The following is a 16,698-nucleotide window of genomic DNA, read 5'->3' on the forward strand; positions in this document are numbered from 1 at the left end:
AAAGAAGTGTGGAATCGGCAAAGAAAGTGTTTTTTCACGAAATGAACCTGTGAAGAATATATCGTTTATATAAAATATTTTATCTTAAGATTTAGAACTATTTGACTAAGGGAAATGAATTAGATTATCATAATGATAAATATCTTTTTTATGTATGCATATAATATATAAAAAGGTGGTTGCTAATGTAGAATTTTTTTAGAGTATTAGAATGCTTACTTCACTTGAATAAAATTAAGTAGGAGGTGGCTTCCTTGCTTACAATGTAAGTAAGGAGAAGTATTTGGACATATATAGTATAAGTATAGTGATTGTTTTAATTGCCTTAACGGCATTTTTCGTCGCAGCAGAATTTGCAATTGTTAAAGTGCGAAGTTCACGAATTGACTATTTAATTGCAGAAGGAAATAATCGCGCAACATCTGTCAAAACAGTCATTACAAACTTAGACGAATATTTATCTGCTTGTCAGCTAGGAATAACAGTTACAGCTCTGGGGATTGGGTGGTTTGGTAAACCGGCGTTAAAGCAAATGTTTGACACGCTTTTTGTAAATTTGAACATTTCTACTCAACTAGCAGACATTTTTGCTGTAATTTTAGTGTTTTTGTTTATTACATTTTTACATGTTGTAATAGGGGAATTGGCCCCAAAAACATTCGCGATTCAAAAAGCTGAACAAGTGAGTTTGTTTGTTGCTAAACCGTTAATTTTCTTTTATCGTATGGCGTTTCCATTTATTTGGATCCTAAATGGATCAGCTCGAATTATTACGAAGTTGTTAGGGCTGAAACCACCGAAAGAGCACGATGAGGTTCATTCAGAAGAAGAATTACGGTTGTTAGTTTCAGAAAGTTACAAAAATGGAGAGATTAATCAATCTGAATATAAATATGTAAATAAAATTTTTGAATTTGATGATCGTATAGCGAAAGAAATAATGGTCCCCCGAACTGAGATGCATATTATAAGTAAAGAAATGCCTGCTGAAGAAGCTTTGCAAAAAATGTCTCGGGAAAAATATACGAGATATCCAGTTGTAGATGGGGACAAAGATCACGTAATAGGCTTTGTAAACTTTAAAGATATTTTCACAGATTTTGTGCAGCATAATGCAGTAAGTAATAAGAAAGTAGAGCAATATATTAGGCCAATCATTTTAGTTATCGACTCTATCCCAATACACGACTTATTTTTAAAAATGCAAAAAGAAAGAACGCATATTGCTATATTGATAGATGAATATGGTGGTACGTCTGGACTTGTTACAGTTGAAGACATTTTAGAAGAAATAGTGGGAGATATTCAAGATGAGTTTGATACGGATGAACAGCCAGAAATTCAACAAGTTAGTGAAACGAAAACAATACTAGAGGGAAAAGTACTTGTTAGTGAAGTGAATACGTTATTAGGTTTAACAATTGATGATAATGGTGTTGATACAATCGGTGGTTGGATTTTAACGAAGAATATAGAAATTGCTGAAGAGGATTTCATTGAAATTGAAAATTATAAGTTTTGTGTAAAAGAATTAGATGGACACTATATAAAGAGATTAGAAGTTACAAAAACTGTAGAATCAATTGTTATTTTAGAAGATGAAAAACAAATTCCATTTCAAGAACAAATTAGTTCGTAGACTCTGCTATATGGCAGGGTTTTTTTGAGCATAATATTTTTGGCAGAATAAGGGCTATGATACAATGGCATAAGCCAGACCTTTCACTAGGTGAAATATTGTTGTATACATATATTTGGAAGGAGAAGATTTATGAAAAAGCATTTATATATAAATGGAGATTGGAAGTCTGTAAACACTTATAAACCATTATACGCACCATATTCTGAAGAAACGTTAGCAGAAATTGCACAAGGAACGGAAGAAGATGTACAAGAGGCTGTTACTGCTGCAAAAAATGCAATGAAAAAAATGAATACATTATCTGCATATGATCGTGCGACTATTTTAGAGAAGGTTGCACAAAAAATGGATGAAAGAAGAGAAGAATTTGCAGAGATTATTGCAAAAGAGGCTGCAAAACCAATTCGTGCTGCGAGGGGAGAAGTAGATCGTACCGTTCAGACATACAAATTTGCAGCGGAAGAAGCGAAGCGTATATACGGCGAGACACTGCCACTTGATGCAGCACCTGGTGCAGATGGGCGTATTGCATACACAATACGAAAACCGATAGGGGTTATAGGAGCTATTACACCATTTAATTTCCCATTAAATTTAGTGGCACATAAAGTCGGCCCTGCAATTGCTGCCGGAAATACAGTTGTGTTAAAACCAGCTGATCAAACGCCATTATCGTCTTACGCATTAGTTGAATTATTTGAAGAGGCAGGATTGCCAAAAGGAGCTTTAAATATTATTTCTGGTCCCGGTTCAACTGTAGGTGAGGCGATAGTTACAAATGATGATGTTGCTTCCATTACTTTTACGGGAAGTCCGAAAGTTGGAATTGGAATTAAGGCAAAGGCTGGGTTAAAGCGAGTTACGTTGGAACTGGGATCAAATGCTGCTGTTATTATTGATGAAGATGTAGAATTAACAGATGAAGTAATTGAACGTGTAAAATGGGGAGCATATGTAAACAATGGACAAGTTTGTATTTCGGTACAACGTGTTTTTGTACATGAAAAGAGAATGGATGAATTTCTTTCAAAGCTAAAGATAGCGATGGAAACAGTTATTGTTGGTGATCCATTGCTGGAAGAAACGGACGTATCGGCTTTAATTTCGAAAAAAGATGTAGAGCGAATAGAAATGTGGGTGCAAGAAGCTATTAAGGAAGGTGCTACTGTTTTATACGGTGGTAAGAAACGTGATGCAAGGATTTTTGAACCAACTGTATTAACAAATGTTCCAGAGTATGTATCTGTTCAGTGCCAAGAAGTATTTGGTCCACTCATGACAGTAAATACATTTAAAGAATTTGATGAGGCAATTGAGCAAGTAAATCATTCACGTTACGGTCTACAAGCAGGTGTGTTTACAAATAATTTGTTTAAAGCAATGCGTGCAATTGATGAGCTAGAGGTTGGTGGTGTCATGATTAATGATATTCCAACGTTTAGGGTAGATCATATGCCTTACGGTGGTGTTAAGGAAAGTGGTACGGGGCGTGAAGGAATTAAATATGCAATAGAAGAAATGACAGAAATGAAATTAGTGTGTATTAAAAAATAAAGTAGAGCGAGCTTAAATATCCTAATAAAAAACGAGCTGGAAATGTTTACGATTCCATACTCGTTTTTTTATTGTTTGTTTTACGTTTCTCGGAACGATTTAATTTAACCAAGTGTACCTTTTACTTCATTTCTTGTTTGAAAATAGCATCTTCTACATAAATTTGTTCTTTGTCAACAGCAGTGCTATGAGATAATACTAAACCGATTGGTGTTTCTATACCTTTATTTTGAACAATTGTAAAAGGAACATTTTTTTCATTTGCTAATTTAATGTATTTTGATAAATGTGGGTAAGCAATGCCACCATTTAGGAATATTTGTAATGATTGAGAAGAGCGCATGCTACTAGCTACTTCAGAATATACATTACTTTGCATTACTTGACCGATAGTTAAAGCGATTTCTACACGCTCACGTAACGTAGTTAAATACATATTACGTTCTTCTGGTTTGTTCTGCTTTTGGCCGTAAATGCCTTCTTGGAGATAATCTTCCACATTTTTATTTACCATATTTTTCACACCTTTCATTTTCTATTGTACGAAAGAATGAAGCAGGATGCAAAAAAAAGTCGCATCGAATGTAAAAAACTTTGAATGAAAGGAAGGAAAATGGAATGTATCAATCTAAACAATTAATAAGGACATTAAAAATTTTATCAACACATATTAACAAAATGTGACAATAATCTATTAACGAATCGCATTTTTTGTGTTAATATTCAAAATATAAAGGGTGTTCGTCGCATGGAAATGGAGGGAATGGGGGTTTTTCCAATCGATAAGGATATTAAAGAAGTATTTTGTTCGCACTTGAAAAACAACAGGCACCAATTCGTTGAGAACTGGAAAAACAAAATGATAATTTCCGATAAAGATCCATTTAAACTAGAAGCAGTTCAAAATGGAGAGGATTTATTAGAGTTAATTATCGAACTTACTATGGAAGAAAAAGATATAGATTATCTTCAGCCATTATGCGAGAAAATTGCTATTGAACGTGCTGGGGCAGATGCGAATATTGGAGACTTTGTTTATAATGCAAATGTGGGAAGAAATGAACTTTTCGAAGCGATGTGTGAATTAGATGTTAGCGCACGTGAATTGAAACCGATTATGGCCCAAATACATACTTGTTTTGATAAATTAATTTATTATACTGTTTTAAAATACTCGGAAATTATATCAAAAAATTTAGAGGAAAAACAGCAATATATTAACGAAACACATAAAGAAAGGCTGACGATTTTAGGGCAAATGTCAGCAAGTTTTGTACATGAATTCCGTAACCCACTCACTTCAATTATGGGATTTGTTAAATTATTAAAGGCAGATCATCCAAGTTTATCTTATTTAGATATTATTTCGCATGAATTAGACCAATTAAATTTTCGTATTTCGCAATTTTTACTCGTATCAAAAAAAGAAATGTGGAATAAATCAGAACAATTTTGGCTTAATGATTTGTTTCAAGATATTATACAGTTCTTATATCCGAGTTTGGTCAATGCAAATGTTTCGATTGAAAAGAATTTACCGTATCCAATTCCACTTGTTGGCTATCGGAGTGAAGTGAGACAAGTATTTTTAAATATATTAATGAACTCAATTGACGCTCTAGAATCAATGAAAGAAGAACGGAAAATTATCATTGATGTATTTGAAGAAGATCAATCGATTCGAATTGTGATAAAAAATAATGGGCCAATGATTCCAGCTGAAAGTGTAGAAATGATTTTCGAACCATTTGTAACTACTAAAAAGTTAGGAACTGGTATTGGATTATTTGTATGTAAACAAATTGTAGAAAAACATAATGGGTCCATCATGTGCCGTTCAGATAACGAATGGACAGAATTTCAAATTGTATTTCAAAAATAAACAGTCTACACCAAATGAATGGTGTAGACTGTTTTAATTTGTAAGTATAACGGCTTCTAATTTAGGATCTTTAGTTGAATAACCTAAAAGTGAAATTGTATATATGATGTTCGGTTCGACTTTGAAATTCGGTATAGTTAGTAAGACGCTGGGATTATCGGCGAGTGAAACTTCAATATCTGCTGTACCAGGACTAACTTCCAAAAAATCTGTTATTTGTTTAAAGAGTACATTTTCAAATAAATGATCTCCACCTTTTAAATCTACATTTACAACAGGGGTATCTGGAGAAAAATGTGCAAAGCGTATTTTTGCTTGACCAGCTGGTAAATGTGTATTATCAAGCATAGGTTGTAATTGTAGATGATTGTCACTATTTATTGCGGCAAAAGTATAAGTGTGATTCCCCATTATTGGTACTAAAGCTGAAAAGATGGGAGTTTCATTTCCAACAGGGACAATATCTATACGGTATTTACCTTGCACTAATGTTAAATAGGGACTAAATTGTTTAAATGAAATATTTTTAATAACCTTTTGCCCGTTTACTAAAATGTCAACCGCAGGTGTATTGGAAGCAGAGTGAAAAAAACGTATGTGTGACGGTAAAGCAGCTTCTTGTGAATCTCTTTTTTCATACGCCTGTACAAGTTTCGTAAGCGCATCGTAATATTTCATATATAGTTCTACATATTTTTTCGGATTTTTAAATTGATAGTAACGAGCGAGCTGTTCGTAACGTGCAGCTTCTTGTCCATATTTTTCGATTTCAGATTGAGACATGAATATTCCTCCTTTGTCATCATTAAAACTATATGCTTAATAAGAAAGAGGTTATGCGAAAAAATTGTTTTTTGAAGGAGAAAAGTTGAAAATTAATAAAGAGTATTGCTTATGGATAAGTGTTTTTTAGGCAAAAGAGCCTTATAATTTTCTAGAGTATACAGCAATATATCATCTATGTTGGATGATGATGTACCGATTACAACGTATATTTCGAAATAAAAAACCTTAAGAGCGTATGAAGTAACATATCGAAAACATGTCCAAAAATCCTTAGAAAACTAGGGATTTTTTTAATAATGGGCAAATACACATACAAAGTGATAATTGTCCTACATAAATTATAAAGGAAAGGTAGTTTAAACATAAGGAAAGGAATAAAATATTGGGATGGGGATATCCAAAAAGGAATTGTGAATGGAGTTATGGACGATTTTCTGCTTTACGATGTAGGATGAAGTTTGAATTTGTAACATTATTTTTTCTATTTACGTTAGCAAGTGGCAGTATTAACCGATAAAAGAGCGTCGTGCCGAACTGATTAATGTGGTTAATCGGTTCTTTTTTTATTGTATAAAACGGAGGAGAATGTATGTAAAATATAGGTTTCTATAAAAATAATTGCTATGCATTTAGTAGGATTAATTGTCGATATTTGTTTGAAAATATGCAATATAAAGTAGGAGAATAGGAAGGAGTTTAAAGGGAGTTTCGTCGAAGTTTACACAATGTCGGCAATTGAGGGAAGCTGATATTATGTTAAGAAAATATGTAGTGAAGCGTTTATTTTATATAAAGGAGGGTTATTGGAGCGTATAGATAAGGATTGGTCTTCGTTTTAAGTTCTGAATTTTCTGTTTTTGAAATTAATATTTAGCACTCATTTGTATATTTTATAATAGTTTTTTGATAAAATCACTGCTTTCGCAGAGGGTTCTTTTTTATGAAAGAAACGTCAATTTTCTTCATATATATATACAAATTGGAGAAATGGGGGAGCGCTATGCGCGATTACTTAATTAAACCACTTGTTGGTCAGCCGTATCCAATGATTTCACATGGAAAAGGTGTGTATTTGTATGATCAAAACGGAAATAAATATTTTGATGGCTCGTCAGGGGCAATTACGGCAGGTATTGGGCATGGCGTAAAGGAGATTGCAGATGTTATAAAAAAGCAAGCAGAGGAGATTGCTTTCGTTTATAGATCACAGTTTACGAGTGAACCAGCTGAAAAATTAGCGAAGAAATTAAGCGATTTAAGTGTAGGAGATTTGAACTGGAGCTTTTTTGTGAATAGTGGTACGGAAGCAAATGAAACAGCTATGAAAATTGCAATCCAGCATTTTCAAGAGCGAGGTATTCAAGGGAAGCATAAAATTTTGTCACGATGGATGAGTTATCACGGTATTACGATGGGAGCCTTATCAATGTCTGGGCATCCACTGCGCAGACAACGTTTCGTGTCAATTTTAGAAGATTATCCAACTATTCCAGCTCCATATTGTTTTAGATGTCCGGTGCAAAAGGTATATCCAACTTGTCAACTTGCTTGTGCGACTGAACTAGAAAGATCAATTGAAAGAATTGGTGCAGAACATATCGCAGCCTTTATCGCTGAACCGATTATCGGAGCAGCTGGAGGCGCAGTCGTTCCGCCGAAAGAATATTATAAAGTCATTAAAGATATTTGTAGTCATTACGATATTTTATTTATTGCTGATGAAGTAATGACAGGGCTTGGTCGTACTGGCGCATGGTTTGCGATGGAGCATTGGGGTGTAGAACCGGATATTATGACTCTTGGTAAAGGTTTAGGAGCTGGATATACACCGATGGCAGCGACGATTGTAAGTGACCGTGTTATGGAGCCAATTTTACGTGGATCGCGTTCTGTAATGAGTGGGCATACGTTAAGTGCAAATCCATTATCTGCAGCAACAGCTCTAGCTGTTATTGAATATATGGAGAAACATAATCTACCTGAAAAAACAGCAGAAAAGGGAGAGTATTTAATAAAAGGACTACAGAAAGTTCAGCAACAATCGACAATCATTGCTGATGTGCGCGGAAAAGGGTTGCTGATTGGAGTAGAATTGCAACCGTTTACAAAAGCGTCGGAACTTATTTCGGTTGCAGCTAAAAATGGTCTTCTTTTATACCAAGCTGTTTCAGGGCAAGCAGGAAAAGAAGATAGTGCACTGCTTGTAGCACCGCCGATGACAACTACATATTCCGAGTTAGATGAATTACTTTCAATTTTTGCAAAAAGTGTAGAAGAAATGATGCAAAAAGGAGGGCATAGTATCGCATGACAACTATTACGAATACATTCGATAAATTAAAAGAGATAGAGGAAGTAATTTCTTTGTTCCACGATGATATGACATTAATGTTTGGAGGATTTGGGGGGATTGGATCCCCTCCATCTTTAATACAGGCGATTTTAGAAAAAGGAGTTACAAATTTAAATTTAATAGGAAATGACACGGGATTTCCTGATGTAGGAATCGGTCGTCTTGTTACGAATGAAAGAGTAAAATCATTAATTACTTCACATATTGGTTCAAATCCAAATGCAGGAAGACAGCTAAACGAAGGAAGGTTACAAATCGAGTTTTCTCCTCAAGGAACATTAGCAGAGCGTATTCGCGCTGGTGGTGTAGGACTTGGAGGTGTATTAGTTGATGTAGGTGTTGATACGATTGTAGAAGAGGGAAAACGTACAGTTGAAATGAATGGCAAGACATATTTAGTTGAAACAGCATTAACTGCTGAGGTTGCAATTGTATATGCGAAAAAAGCGGATCCGTTTGGTAATCTTGTGTTTGATAAAAGTGCTCGTAATATGAATCCTCACGTAGCTATGGCAGGGGATATAACGATTGTAGAAGCAGAAGAAATCGTTCCACTTGGAAGTTTAGATCCAGAAGAAATTGTTGTCCCAGGAGTATTTGTAAATTATATTGTACCGTCGGAAGGAGTGAATTGGAAATGGGTATGGGCGTAGAAGTGAGAGATAAGATTGCTAGGCGCGCGGCGAAAGAAATACAAAATGGTATGATTGTAAATTTAGGTATTGGTATACCATCGCTTGTACCGAATCATCTTCCTGACGATATAAACGTTATGTTTCATGCGGAAAATGGAATTGTAGGTATGGGACCTACGCCAAGAAAAGGGAATGAAGACGAAAATTTATGTAACGCAGCAGGTTTACCGACTTCTCTTATTACAGGAGCGAGTTATTTTGATAGTTGCACAGCGTTTGGGATGATTCGAAAAGGTTTATTAGACATAACGATTCTTGGTTCATTACAAGTAAGTGAGAATGGTGATTTAGCGAACTGGATTGTACCAGGAAAACGCGTTCCAGGTATTGGGGGAGCGATGGATTTGGCACAAAAAGCGAAGCGGGTCGTTGTTGTGATGAATCATGTCGATAAATACGGAAATGCAAAGATTGTTTCGGAGTGTACATTACCATTAACTTCAAAGAAGTGTGTAGATTTAATTATTACGGATATGGCAGTTATGGAAGTGACGCAGGGTGGACTCGTTTTACAAGAATTAATGAGTCCATACACAGTGGAAGATATAAAACAACATACAGAAGCTGATTTCAAAATTGGCTCTAACTTACTAGTAATCGAATGAGGGGAGATGTAATATATGGAGCAATTAAAAAAGAAAATTTGTGATTATATCGAGAGTCATGAAGAGGAAAGCGTAAAATTTTTAAAACGATTAATTCAAGAAAAAAGCGTATCTTGTGATGAAAGTGGTGCGCAGGCAATTGTGATTGAGAAATTACGTGAGCTAGGTTTAGATCTTGATATTTGGGAACCTTCATTTTCTAAAATGAAAGATCATCCTTATTTTGTATCACCGCGTACAAGTTTTTCAGATAGCCCGAACATAGTGGCAACTTTAAAAGGAAGTGGCGACGGGAAATCTATGATATTAAATGGACATATTGATGTCGTACCAGAAGGAGATGTGAATCAGTGGGACCATCATCCTTATAGTGGTGAGCAAATAGGGAATCGTATATATGGTCGTGGAACAACGGACATGAAAGGCGGCAATGTCGCACTGATGCTTGCGATGGAAGCCATTATTGAATCTGGTATTGAATTAAAAGGAGATATTTATTTTCAAAGTGTAATTGAAGAAGAAAGCGGCGGGGCAGGAACATTAGCGACTATATTACGAGGATATAAAGCAGATGGTGTCATTATTCCAGAACCAACTAATATGAAGTTTTTCCCGAAACAACAAGGGTCCATGTGGTTTCGTCTACATGTGAAAGGCAAAGCAGCACACGGTGGAACGCGTTATGAAGGAGTAAGTGCAATTGAAAAAAGTATGTTTGTTGTAGATCATTTGAGAAAATTGGAAGTGAAGAGAAATGACCGAATTACAGACCCGTTATTTAAAGGAATCCCCATTCCAATTCCAATTAATATTGGGAAAATTGAAGGTGGGAGTTGGCCAAGTTCTGTTCCTGATTCATTAAATTTAGAAGGAAGATGTGGTATTGCGCCGAATGAGACTATAGAGGCAGCAAAAGAAGAGTTCGAGAATTGGATCGCTGAATTAAATAATGTGGACAATTGGTTTGTTGAAAATCCTGTAGAAGTAGAATGGTTTGGAGCGAGATGGGTTCCTGGTGAACTAGAAGAAAATCATGAGTTAATTACGACACTAGAGCATAACTTTGTTGAAATCGAAGGGAATGAACCGATTATTGAAGCATCTCCGTGGGGGACTGATGGAGGTTTATTTACACAAATCTCAGGTGTACCAACGATAGTATTTGGTCCAGGAGAGACGAAAGTAGCACATTATCCAAACGAATATATAGAAGTTGATAAAATGATAGCTGCCGCAAAAATTATTGCATGTACATTGCTAGATTGGTGTGAGGTGAAAAAATGAAATACTATGAATCTTTTAGAGAACAGACGAATGGCTATACAGTAGAAGGCGTTTTAGACTATTTTAATAAACGTATTCGAGTAGACCACTACACAGGAAATATTCAGAGGATTATCCAAACAATTGACGAATTAGCAGAGAAGCATTCTTTCACTAAATGTATTATTAAAGGAAAGGGAGAGCATGTTTCTACATGGCTCTCTTTCGGTTTTTTATTGGAAGCAACAATACCGCATTATTTTCAAGGTCACGATGCATACTTCTTCGTGAAATTTATTAATGATGAAAGACGAAATAGTATTCATTGGGCTGAGGAAGATACCATTTTAAGCGGTGTTAAAGCAAAAGAAGTAAAGGAAAAAATAGTACCAGAGAAATTTTTATTAAGAAAAGCGACAGAAGAGGATGCGGAAGAATTAGCGGATGTCTTTGGAAAAGTATTTGAAGTTTATCCGACTCCTTTAAACGAAGCGAGTTATGTAAAACAAACGATGAAGGAAGACGATACAATATACTATGTGTACGAATTCGCGGGGAAAATAATTAGTACAGCATCTGCAGAAATGAATATAAAAGAAGGAAATGCAGAATTAACGAATTGTGCTACTTTACCCGAATATCGTAAGCATGGGTTTATGAAAAGTTTACTAATTAAGTTAGAAGAAGAACTGCAAGAAAAATCGATTTTCTGCTCCTATACAATTGCTCGATCGCTTTCTTTCGGAATGAATGCGGCCTTTCATCAGTTAGGTTATACGTATACAGGAAGACTGGCGAACAATTGCTACATTTTCGATAAGCTGGAAGATATGAATATATGGGTGAAAGATTTGTCTAAATAGTACGGTATAAAAATAGAACGGAATCGTCATGCTTATAATCGCATATAGGTATGCCGAAAATTCGGCATGTGATTGCTGAATTTTCGGCAAAAGGGGGGATGACATTGCTAGCAGTTTCGACACAAGAAGTCATTGAAGCGATTTTGGGCAGTATTGATGAGGCTATACACGCAGTAGATGAAAATGGTATTACAATTTTCTATAATACTGTAGCTGCAAAACACGATGGGTCAAAAATTGAAAAAGTGTTAGGAAAACATTTGTTAGAAGCGTTTCCTTCTTTATCTAGGGAAACGAGTACGTTAATGAAAGTGTTAGATACAAAAAAACCAATCGTTCATCAAGTTCAACATTATCAAAATTTAAATGGGGAAGACATTTGTACAGTAAATACGACGTTACCTATTTTTATAGATGGAAATATTGCTGGGGCTGTTGAAATTGCAAAGGATTATTCCACAGTTCAAAAACTTACAGATACAATTGTAGATTTGCAGTCAAAAATAAAGCGGTCATCTAGAAAAAAAGCAATTAAAAAGCATGTTGCATTTGAGACGATTGTGACGGATGATGCTCGATTTAAACAGACGAAAGAATTAGCACAAAAAGTAGCGCCAACCGATGCAAATGTTTTAATATATGGGGAAACAGGAACAGGGAAAGAGTTATTTGTACAAGCGATTCATGAAGCTTCTAAACGGAAGAACAAGCCATTTATTGCACAAAACTGCGCAGCTTTGCCAGAGTCGCTATTAGAAAGTTTATTGTTCGGAACGACGAAAGGTAGCTATACTGGGGCAATTGAACGAGCGGGATTATTTGAACTTGTAGATGGTGGGACATTGTTTTTAGACGAACTGAATTCAATGCCTCTCGATTTACAAGCGAAAATGCTACGTGTATTAGAAGATGGTGTTATTCGTCGAATTGGTGATAATAAGACGAGAAAAGTAGATGTTCGCGTTATTACTGCAATGAATCAGCCACCAGAAATATGTTTAAGAGAGAATAAAATTCGTACTGATTTATATTATCGATTAAATGTCTTTTCATTATATATTCCGCCGCTACGTGAAAGAACTGAGGATGTATTATTATTAGCGTCTTATTTTTTGAACGAATATAATAAAAGTTATAAAAAAGGTGTACTTCAAATGGATAAGGAAGCGAAAGAAAGACTACAAGCTTATCAATGGCCTGGCAATGTTCGTGAGCTAAAACATACGATTGAACATGCTGTCATTATTGCAGAAGGGGATACACTAACAGCCAGTTGTTTACCGCGTACATTTCGGAAAGAGAATCTGCCAAAGAATAAGAGTATATTGCCACTTAGAGAAGCACTTCATCAAACGGAAAAGGAATTAATAGATCAAGCGTTAATTGAAACGGAAGGGAATATATTACAAGCTGCAAAAATGTTAGGTATCCCTCGCCAAACGCTTCAATATAAATTGAGTAAGTACGACAAAACCGCCGAATAATTGGCGGTTTTTGTGTGTTTGCACCAATAAAAGAGCGTTTACATATATAAAAAGTAATGAATATGATAGTATGTATGGATTTTATACAGTGCTTACAAATATTTTTTCGTTTATGTAATAGCGTTCACCGTACATTTACTTATCAATAATGTAAAGTTGGCATAACTATTGCTTATATAAAGGATGAGCGTATAAAAAGGGGGAATAGCAATGTTACATGATGTATACAAACCAAATCGTCACTGGAAGGATATCGAGTTGTGGAAGGATGTTACTGAAGAGCAATGGAATGACTGGGTTTGGCAATTAACGAATACGATCAAAACTTTGGATGACTTAAAGAAAGTGATTAATTTAATACCTGAAGAAGAAGAAGGCGTTAAAATTTCAACAAAAACGATCCCGTTAAATATTACACCGTACTATGCTTGGCTAATGAATCCTGATGACCCACGCTGTCCGATTCGGATGCAATCTGTACCGATCTCGGAAGAGTTATATAAAACAAAATATGATTTAGAAGATCCGCTTCATGAAGATGAAGATTCACCAGTTCCAGGTCTAACACATCGTTACCCAGACCGCGTATTGTTCTTAGTAACGAATCAATGTTCTATGTATTGTCGTTACTGTACACGCCGTCGTTTTAGTGGACAAATTGGAATGGGTGTGCCGAAGAAACAATTAGATGATGCAATTGGTTACATTCGTGATACACCACAAGTACGAGATGTATTAATTTCTGGTGGAGACGGTCTTCTTATTAACGATAAAATTTTAGAATATGTATTAAAAAATTTACGAGAGATTCCGCATGTCGAGATTATTCGTATCGGAACGAGAGCGCCGGTAGTATTCCCGCAGCGTATTACAGAAAACTTATGTAACATTATTAAAAAATACCATCCAGTATGGTTAAATACACATTTCAATACTTCTATTGAAATTACAGAGGAATCGAAAAAAGCATGTGAAATGCTAGCGAATGCTGGTGTTCCAGTCGGAAACCAAGCAGTAATTTTAGCTGGTATTAACGACAGCGTTCCAATTATGAAAAAACTTATGCATGACTTAGTAAAAATCCGTGTACGTCCATACTACATTTATCAATGTGATCTATCTGAAGGTATTGGTCATTTCCGTGCACCAGTATCTAAAGGTCTTGAAATTATTGAAGGTTTACGCGGTCATACATCTGGTTATGCGGTTCCAACATTCGTTGTAGATGCACCAGGAGGCGGCGGGAAAATTGCGCTTCAACCAAACTATTTAATTTCGCAAAGTGCAGATAAAGTTGTGCTTCGTAACTTTGAAGGTGTTATTACAACGTATCCAGAGCCAGAGAGCTATATCCCAGGAAGAGCAGAAGGGTACTTTAAAGAAATCTATCCAAACTACGAAGAAAAACGTTCAGATGTTGGTATCGCAGGTCTTATGAGTGATAAGAAATTTAACCTTGTTCCAGACGACTTACAGCGTATGAGCCGTCGTAAAGACTATGAAGATAATGACACTCATGCATCACTAAAAGATAAACGTGATAAGCGTGATCAACTTAAAGATAAAAAGTATCAATCGCAAATGGCTAAATTAGAAGAAAACGACAAAAAAAATGAGGGTGATGCAGTATGAATTGTATGTGGTGTGACAGTACAGAAGCGAAAGAAAGCTTGAATACTGTATATTGGGAATTACCAGATGGTACGAAAGCCATTGAAATCCAAGAGACACCATGCATTTCTTGTTCCTCATGTGGTATGGACTATCAAGCAGATCAAACAGTGAAAGAAATAGAAGATCAATTGTTTCTAATTTATACGAAAGATTTACCAAAACAACTAACATATGAAGAATTAATGGGAAGACCACGTCTATTAAAAAGAAATTATTTCGACTTTTAACCAGCTTTTATGCTGGTTTTTTTCTTTTTTGCCTTGTATAATGTATCCAAGTTAGAAAGGCAGGGAATATTTTTGAAAAAGACATTTTACCACTATATGATGAAGCATCGTGCAGCTTTATTTAGTAATGAAGTATCGAATTTAGCAGAAGCAATGTATGATGATTTAAGCTTTCCAAAGCAATCTGAAGATTATGATGAAATTAGTTCATACTTAGAGTTAAGTGGATTGCTAGAAAGTATGTCTATATTTGATGAAGCTTGGGATTTATACATACAAGAGAGATAAGAACTATATGAATTTTTTGACGTGAAGCTAGTCTATTTGCTAGCTTTTTTTTACGTTGTAAATAATTTTTTTATACGGTGATATTTTTTATTGAAAAAATTTATGAATATACGCTTCTGTGATAAGCGTTTTTATGTAGGTTGCATATACTGTTATCAAAATCACGACGTCAAAAAAAGGAGAGATATAGATGGCGAGAAAAAAGCAACCTAAATATAACGTAGGGGACATAGTCGTGATTACGCTATATGGAACCGTTGGTAAAATCACAAATATGAAGGTTTTAGATGGAGTTTACGTTTACGAAGTCAATAATCACGATGGGTTTTACGTAGAGCAAACGTTGCAGCACGTTTCAGAGCAAGATATGAAAAAAGGTGAAACTGAGTGGATTGAATTAAATTATAATTTCACATTTGGTGATCTCGTGCAAGTAACAGGATACGATAAAGATGTGTTTCGAATTGTTGGTTTTCGTACAGAAGTATGGAGATATAAAAATGACGCATGGGAAGATACTATATACGAATTGTCACGAATTACGGATGGTGAATGGTTAGAAGCGGATGAGTCAGATTTAACGTTACTTGCTAATGCTCAAACGGCAAATGCAATTTTGAAGAAAATGAAACAAGATAAAGCTGGTATGAATAAATTAGATTTAGGAAAATTAAAGTCAATTAACAACTCAAAAAAAGTGAGTGTTAAGACAAATCGTCAAGAGATCATTGATGGATTACTTGATATTTATAACGATTATCAATTGTTATTCGATACATTTAAAGATGAAGAATACAAAATTGTTATGGATGTTGTTCATAATTATTTAGTTAAATTGACAGAGAAAAAATAGTTAACTAGAAAGAGAGAATGAATTGAACAACAACATATGCAGTATAAGGTATGCCTACAATTATTAAAAAAATAAAAAGCCATTTAATAAGAGAGTCTGCCCATTGATCTTCATGCATGAACTCTTCTTTTGTTTGCCCTACTTCTTGTTCTACCTCATATTGGTATTCCATAATTAAATCCCCCTTTTTGATAGCTTGTACTACCATCGTATGCATCTCGTCCAAAGGATATGACCTATAAAAAAAGAAAAACTATTTTTCTAATCTCATATACATAATTTTGAGATTTTTTCATAAAACAGAAATAAAGGAGTGATGCTCATGAAGGAAATTGAGGTCGTAATTGATACGGAAGAGATTGCGGAGTTTTTTTATGAGCAACTAATTGAAAGAGGGTACGTCCCAAAACGAGAAGAAATTGAAGATCTCGCAGATATTACATTTGAGTATTTATTAGAGAAATGTATGATTGATGAAGTTTTTGATGAAGATGACGAGTGAAAGTAACGGCGGGCTTAACTCGTCGTT

The 16,698-nt window shown here is 35.0% G+C and carries 17 protein-coding genes; 14 read left to right on the plus strand and 3 right to left on the minus strand.

The window, feature by feature from the left end; all coding sequences use genetic code 11:
• Positions 1–283 precede the first annotated feature (283 nt).
• Together ACSG5Z_RS03805 and ACSG5Z_RS03810 are read left to right on the plus strand one after the other, a co-directional pair.
• Entirely contained in the window at positions 284–1,639 is a 1,356-nt protein-coding gene (locus ACSG5Z_RS03805) for a hemolysin family protein (RefSeq protein WP_435710705.1), read from the plus strand.
• A gap of 132 nt (positions 1,640–1,771) precedes the next feature.
• Positions 1,772–3,196 (plus strand): aldehyde dehydrogenase family protein, encoded by a 1,425-nt coding sequence (locus ACSG5Z_RS03810; RefSeq protein WP_048546594.1) that lies wholly within the window; start codon positions 1,772–1,774, stop codon positions 3,194–3,196.
• 121 nt (positions 3,197–3,317) lie between these two features.
• On the opposite strand, the gene ACSG5Z_RS03815 is transcribed toward ACSG5Z_RS03810, so the two are convergent.
• On the minus strand, positions 3,318–3,710 hold the full coding sequence (locus tag ACSG5Z_RS03815; protein ID WP_000247570.1) for a YueI family protein: 393 nt from the start codon (positions 3,708–3,710) through the stop codon (positions 3,318–3,320).
• 234 nt (positions 3,711–3,944) lie between these two features.
• On the opposite strand from ACSG5Z_RS03815, the gene ACSG5Z_RS03820 reads away from it, so the two are divergent.
• The gene (locus ACSG5Z_RS03820; protein WP_000425101.1) at positions 3,945–5,078 is read left to right on the plus strand and encodes a BA2291 family sporulation histidine kinase; all 1,134 of its coding nucleotides are present in this window, start codon (positions 3,945–3,947) and stop codon (positions 5,076–5,078) included.
• 33 nt (positions 5,079–5,111) lie between these two features.
• Here ACSG5Z_RS03820 and ACSG5Z_RS03825 read toward each other — a convergent pair whose 3' ends face one another.
• Positions 5,112–5,861, minus strand: a complete 750-nt coding sequence (locus ACSG5Z_RS03825; RefSeq protein ID WP_000083266.1) for a DUF4397 domain-containing protein — start codon at positions 5,859–5,861, stop codon at positions 5,112–5,114.
• Positions 5,862–6,864: 1,003 nt separating this feature from the next.
• Here ACSG5Z_RS03825 and ACSG5Z_RS03830 point away from each other — a divergent pair.
• The 10 genes from ACSG5Z_RS03830 to yodN all read left to right on the plus strand — a co-directional run bounded on the left by ACSG5Z_RS03830 (position 6,865) and on the right by yodN (position 16,169).
• A complete protein-coding gene (locus tag ACSG5Z_RS03830) occupies positions 6,865–8,175 on the plus strand; it encodes an aspartate aminotransferase family protein (protein ID WP_001205889.1) in 1,311 nt (436 codons plus the stop codon).
• The gene (gene atoD, locus ACSG5Z_RS03835) at positions 8,172–8,870 is read left to right on the plus strand and encodes an acetate CoA-transferase subunit alpha (RefSeq protein WP_000208097.1); all 699 of its coding nucleotides are present in this window, start codon (positions 8,172–8,174) and stop codon (positions 8,868–8,870) included. Before ACSG5Z_RS03830 ends, atoD begins: the two co-directional genes overlap by 4 nt.
• Positions 8,855–9,517 (plus strand): CoA transferase subunit B, encoded by a 663-nt coding sequence (locus ACSG5Z_RS03840; protein ID WP_000525267.1) that lies wholly within the window; start codon positions 8,855–8,857, stop codon positions 9,515–9,517. Before atoD ends, ACSG5Z_RS03840 begins: the two co-directional genes overlap by 16 nt.
• A gap of 15 nt (positions 9,518–9,532) precedes the next feature.
• Positions 9,533–10,801, plus strand: coding sequence for a peptidase (locus ACSG5Z_RS03845; RefSeq protein WP_087982484.1), 1,269 nt, complete (start codon positions 9,533–9,535; stop codon positions 10,799–10,801).
• Positions 10,798–11,643, plus strand: a complete 846-nt coding sequence (ablB, locus tag ACSG5Z_RS03850; protein ID WP_435710706.1) for a putative beta-lysine N-acetyltransferase — start codon at positions 10,798–10,800, stop codon at positions 11,641–11,643. Before ACSG5Z_RS03845 ends, ablB begins: the two co-directional genes overlap by 4 nt.
• A 98-nt stretch (positions 11,644–11,741) precedes the next feature.
• Entirely contained in the window at positions 11,742–13,127 is a 1,386-nt protein-coding gene (gene rocR, locus ACSG5Z_RS03855) for an arginine utilization transcriptional regulator RocR (RefSeq protein ID WP_435710707.1), read from the plus strand.
• 210 nt (positions 13,128–13,337) lie between these two features.
• Complete coding sequence (gene kamA, locus ACSG5Z_RS03860) at positions 13,338–14,759, plus strand: lysine 2,3-aminomutase (protein ID WP_000902134.1); 1,422 nt, start codon at positions 13,338–13,340, stop codon at positions 14,757–14,759.
• Positions 14,756–15,028 carry a YokU family protein gene (locus tag ACSG5Z_RS03865; RefSeq protein WP_000995761.1) on the plus strand — a complete coding sequence of 91 codons (273 nt, stop codon included), beginning with the start codon at positions 14,756–14,758 and terminating at the stop codon, positions 15,026–15,028. Before kamA ends, ACSG5Z_RS03865 begins: the two co-directional genes overlap by 4 nt.
• Positions 15,029–15,100: 72 nt before the next feature.
• On the plus strand, positions 15,101–15,316 hold the full coding sequence (locus ACSG5Z_RS03870) for a YozE family protein (protein ID WP_000750728.1): 216 nt from the start codon (positions 15,101–15,103) through the stop codon (positions 15,314–15,316).
• A gap of 190 nt (positions 15,317–15,506) precedes the next feature.
• Positions 15,507–16,169 (plus strand): germination protein YodN, encoded by a 663-nt coding sequence (gene yodN / locus ACSG5Z_RS03875; RefSeq protein WP_000101496.1) that lies wholly within the window; start codon positions 15,507–15,509, stop codon positions 16,167–16,169.
• Between the two features lie 4 nt (positions 16,170–16,173).
• Here the strand turns inward: yodN and ACSG5Z_RS03880 are convergent, their stop codons facing one another.
• Positions 16,174–16,341, minus strand: a complete 168-nt coding sequence (locus tag ACSG5Z_RS03880; protein ID WP_000456535.1) for a DUF3930 family protein — start codon at positions 16,339–16,341, stop codon at positions 16,174–16,176.
• Positions 16,342–16,491: 150 nt separating this feature from the next.
• Here ACSG5Z_RS03880 and ACSG5Z_RS03885 point away from each other — a divergent pair, with 150 nt between their 5' ends.
• On the plus strand, positions 16,492–16,671 hold the full coding sequence (locus ACSG5Z_RS03885; protein ID WP_087982478.1) for a YozD family protein: 180 nt from the start codon (positions 16,492–16,494) through the stop codon (positions 16,669–16,671).
• The last annotated feature ends 27 nt before the right edge of the window (positions 16,672–16,698 follow it).

The sequence above is a fragment of the Bacillus pretiosus genome (assembly GCF_051294775.1).
Lineage (GTDB): Bacteria > Bacillota > Bacilli > Bacillales > Bacillaceae_G > Bacillus_A > Bacillus_A wiedmannii.

Coding starts and splice junctions, on each gene's coding strand:
- ACSG5Z_RS03810 (WP_048546594.1), top strand. CDS start 1,772: ATGAAAAAGCATTTATATATAAATGGAGATTGGAAGTCTGTAAACACT.
- ACSG5Z_RS03815 (WP_000247570.1), bottom strand. CDS start 3,710: ATGGTAAATAAAAATGTGGAAGATTATCTCCAAGAAGGCATTTACGGC.
- ACSG5Z_RS03820 (WP_000425101.1), top strand. CDS start 3,945: ATGGAAATGGAGGGAATGGGGGTTTTTCCAATCGATAAGGATATTAAA.
- ACSG5Z_RS03825 (WP_000083266.1), bottom strand. CDS start 5,861: ATGTCTCAATCTGAAATCGAAAAATATGGACAAGAAGCTGCACGTTAC.
- ACSG5Z_RS03830 (WP_001205889.1), top strand. CDS start 6,865: ATGCGCGATTACTTAATTAAACCACTTGTTGGTCAGCCGTATCCAATG.
- atoD (WP_000208097.1), top strand. CDS start 8,172: ATGACAACTATTACGAATACATTCGATAAATTAAAAGAGATAGAGGAA.
- ACSG5Z_RS03840 (WP_000525267.1), top strand. CDS start 8,855: ATGGGTATGGGCGTAGAAGTGAGAGATAAGATTGCTAGGCGCGCGGCG.
- ACSG5Z_RS03845 (WP_087982484.1), top strand. CDS start 9,533: ATGGAGCAATTAAAAAAGAAAATTTGTGATTATATCGAGAGTCATGAA.
- ablB (WP_435710706.1), top strand. CDS start 10,798: ATGAAATACTATGAATCTTTTAGAGAACAGACGAATGGCTATACAGTA.
- rocR (WP_435710707.1), top strand. CDS start 11,742: ATGACATTGCTAGCAGTTTCGACACAAGAAGTCATTGAAGCGATTTTG.
- kamA (WP_000902134.1), top strand. CDS start 13,338: ATGTTACATGATGTATACAAACCAAATCGTCACTGGAAGGATATCGAG.
- ACSG5Z_RS03865 (WP_000995761.1), top strand. CDS start 14,756: ATGAATTGTATGTGGTGTGACAGTACAGAAGCGAAAGAAAGCTTGAAT.
- yodN (WP_000101496.1), top strand. CDS start 15,507: ATGGCGAGAAAAAAGCAACCTAAATATAACGTAGGGGACATAGTCGTG.
- ACSG5Z_RS03880 (WP_000456535.1), bottom strand. CDS start 16,341: ATGGAATACCAATATGAGGTAGAACAAGAAGTAGGGCAAACAAAAGAA.
- ACSG5Z_RS03885 (WP_087982478.1), top strand. CDS start 16,492: ATGAAGGAAATTGAGGTCGTAATTGATACGGAAGAGATTGCGGAGTTT.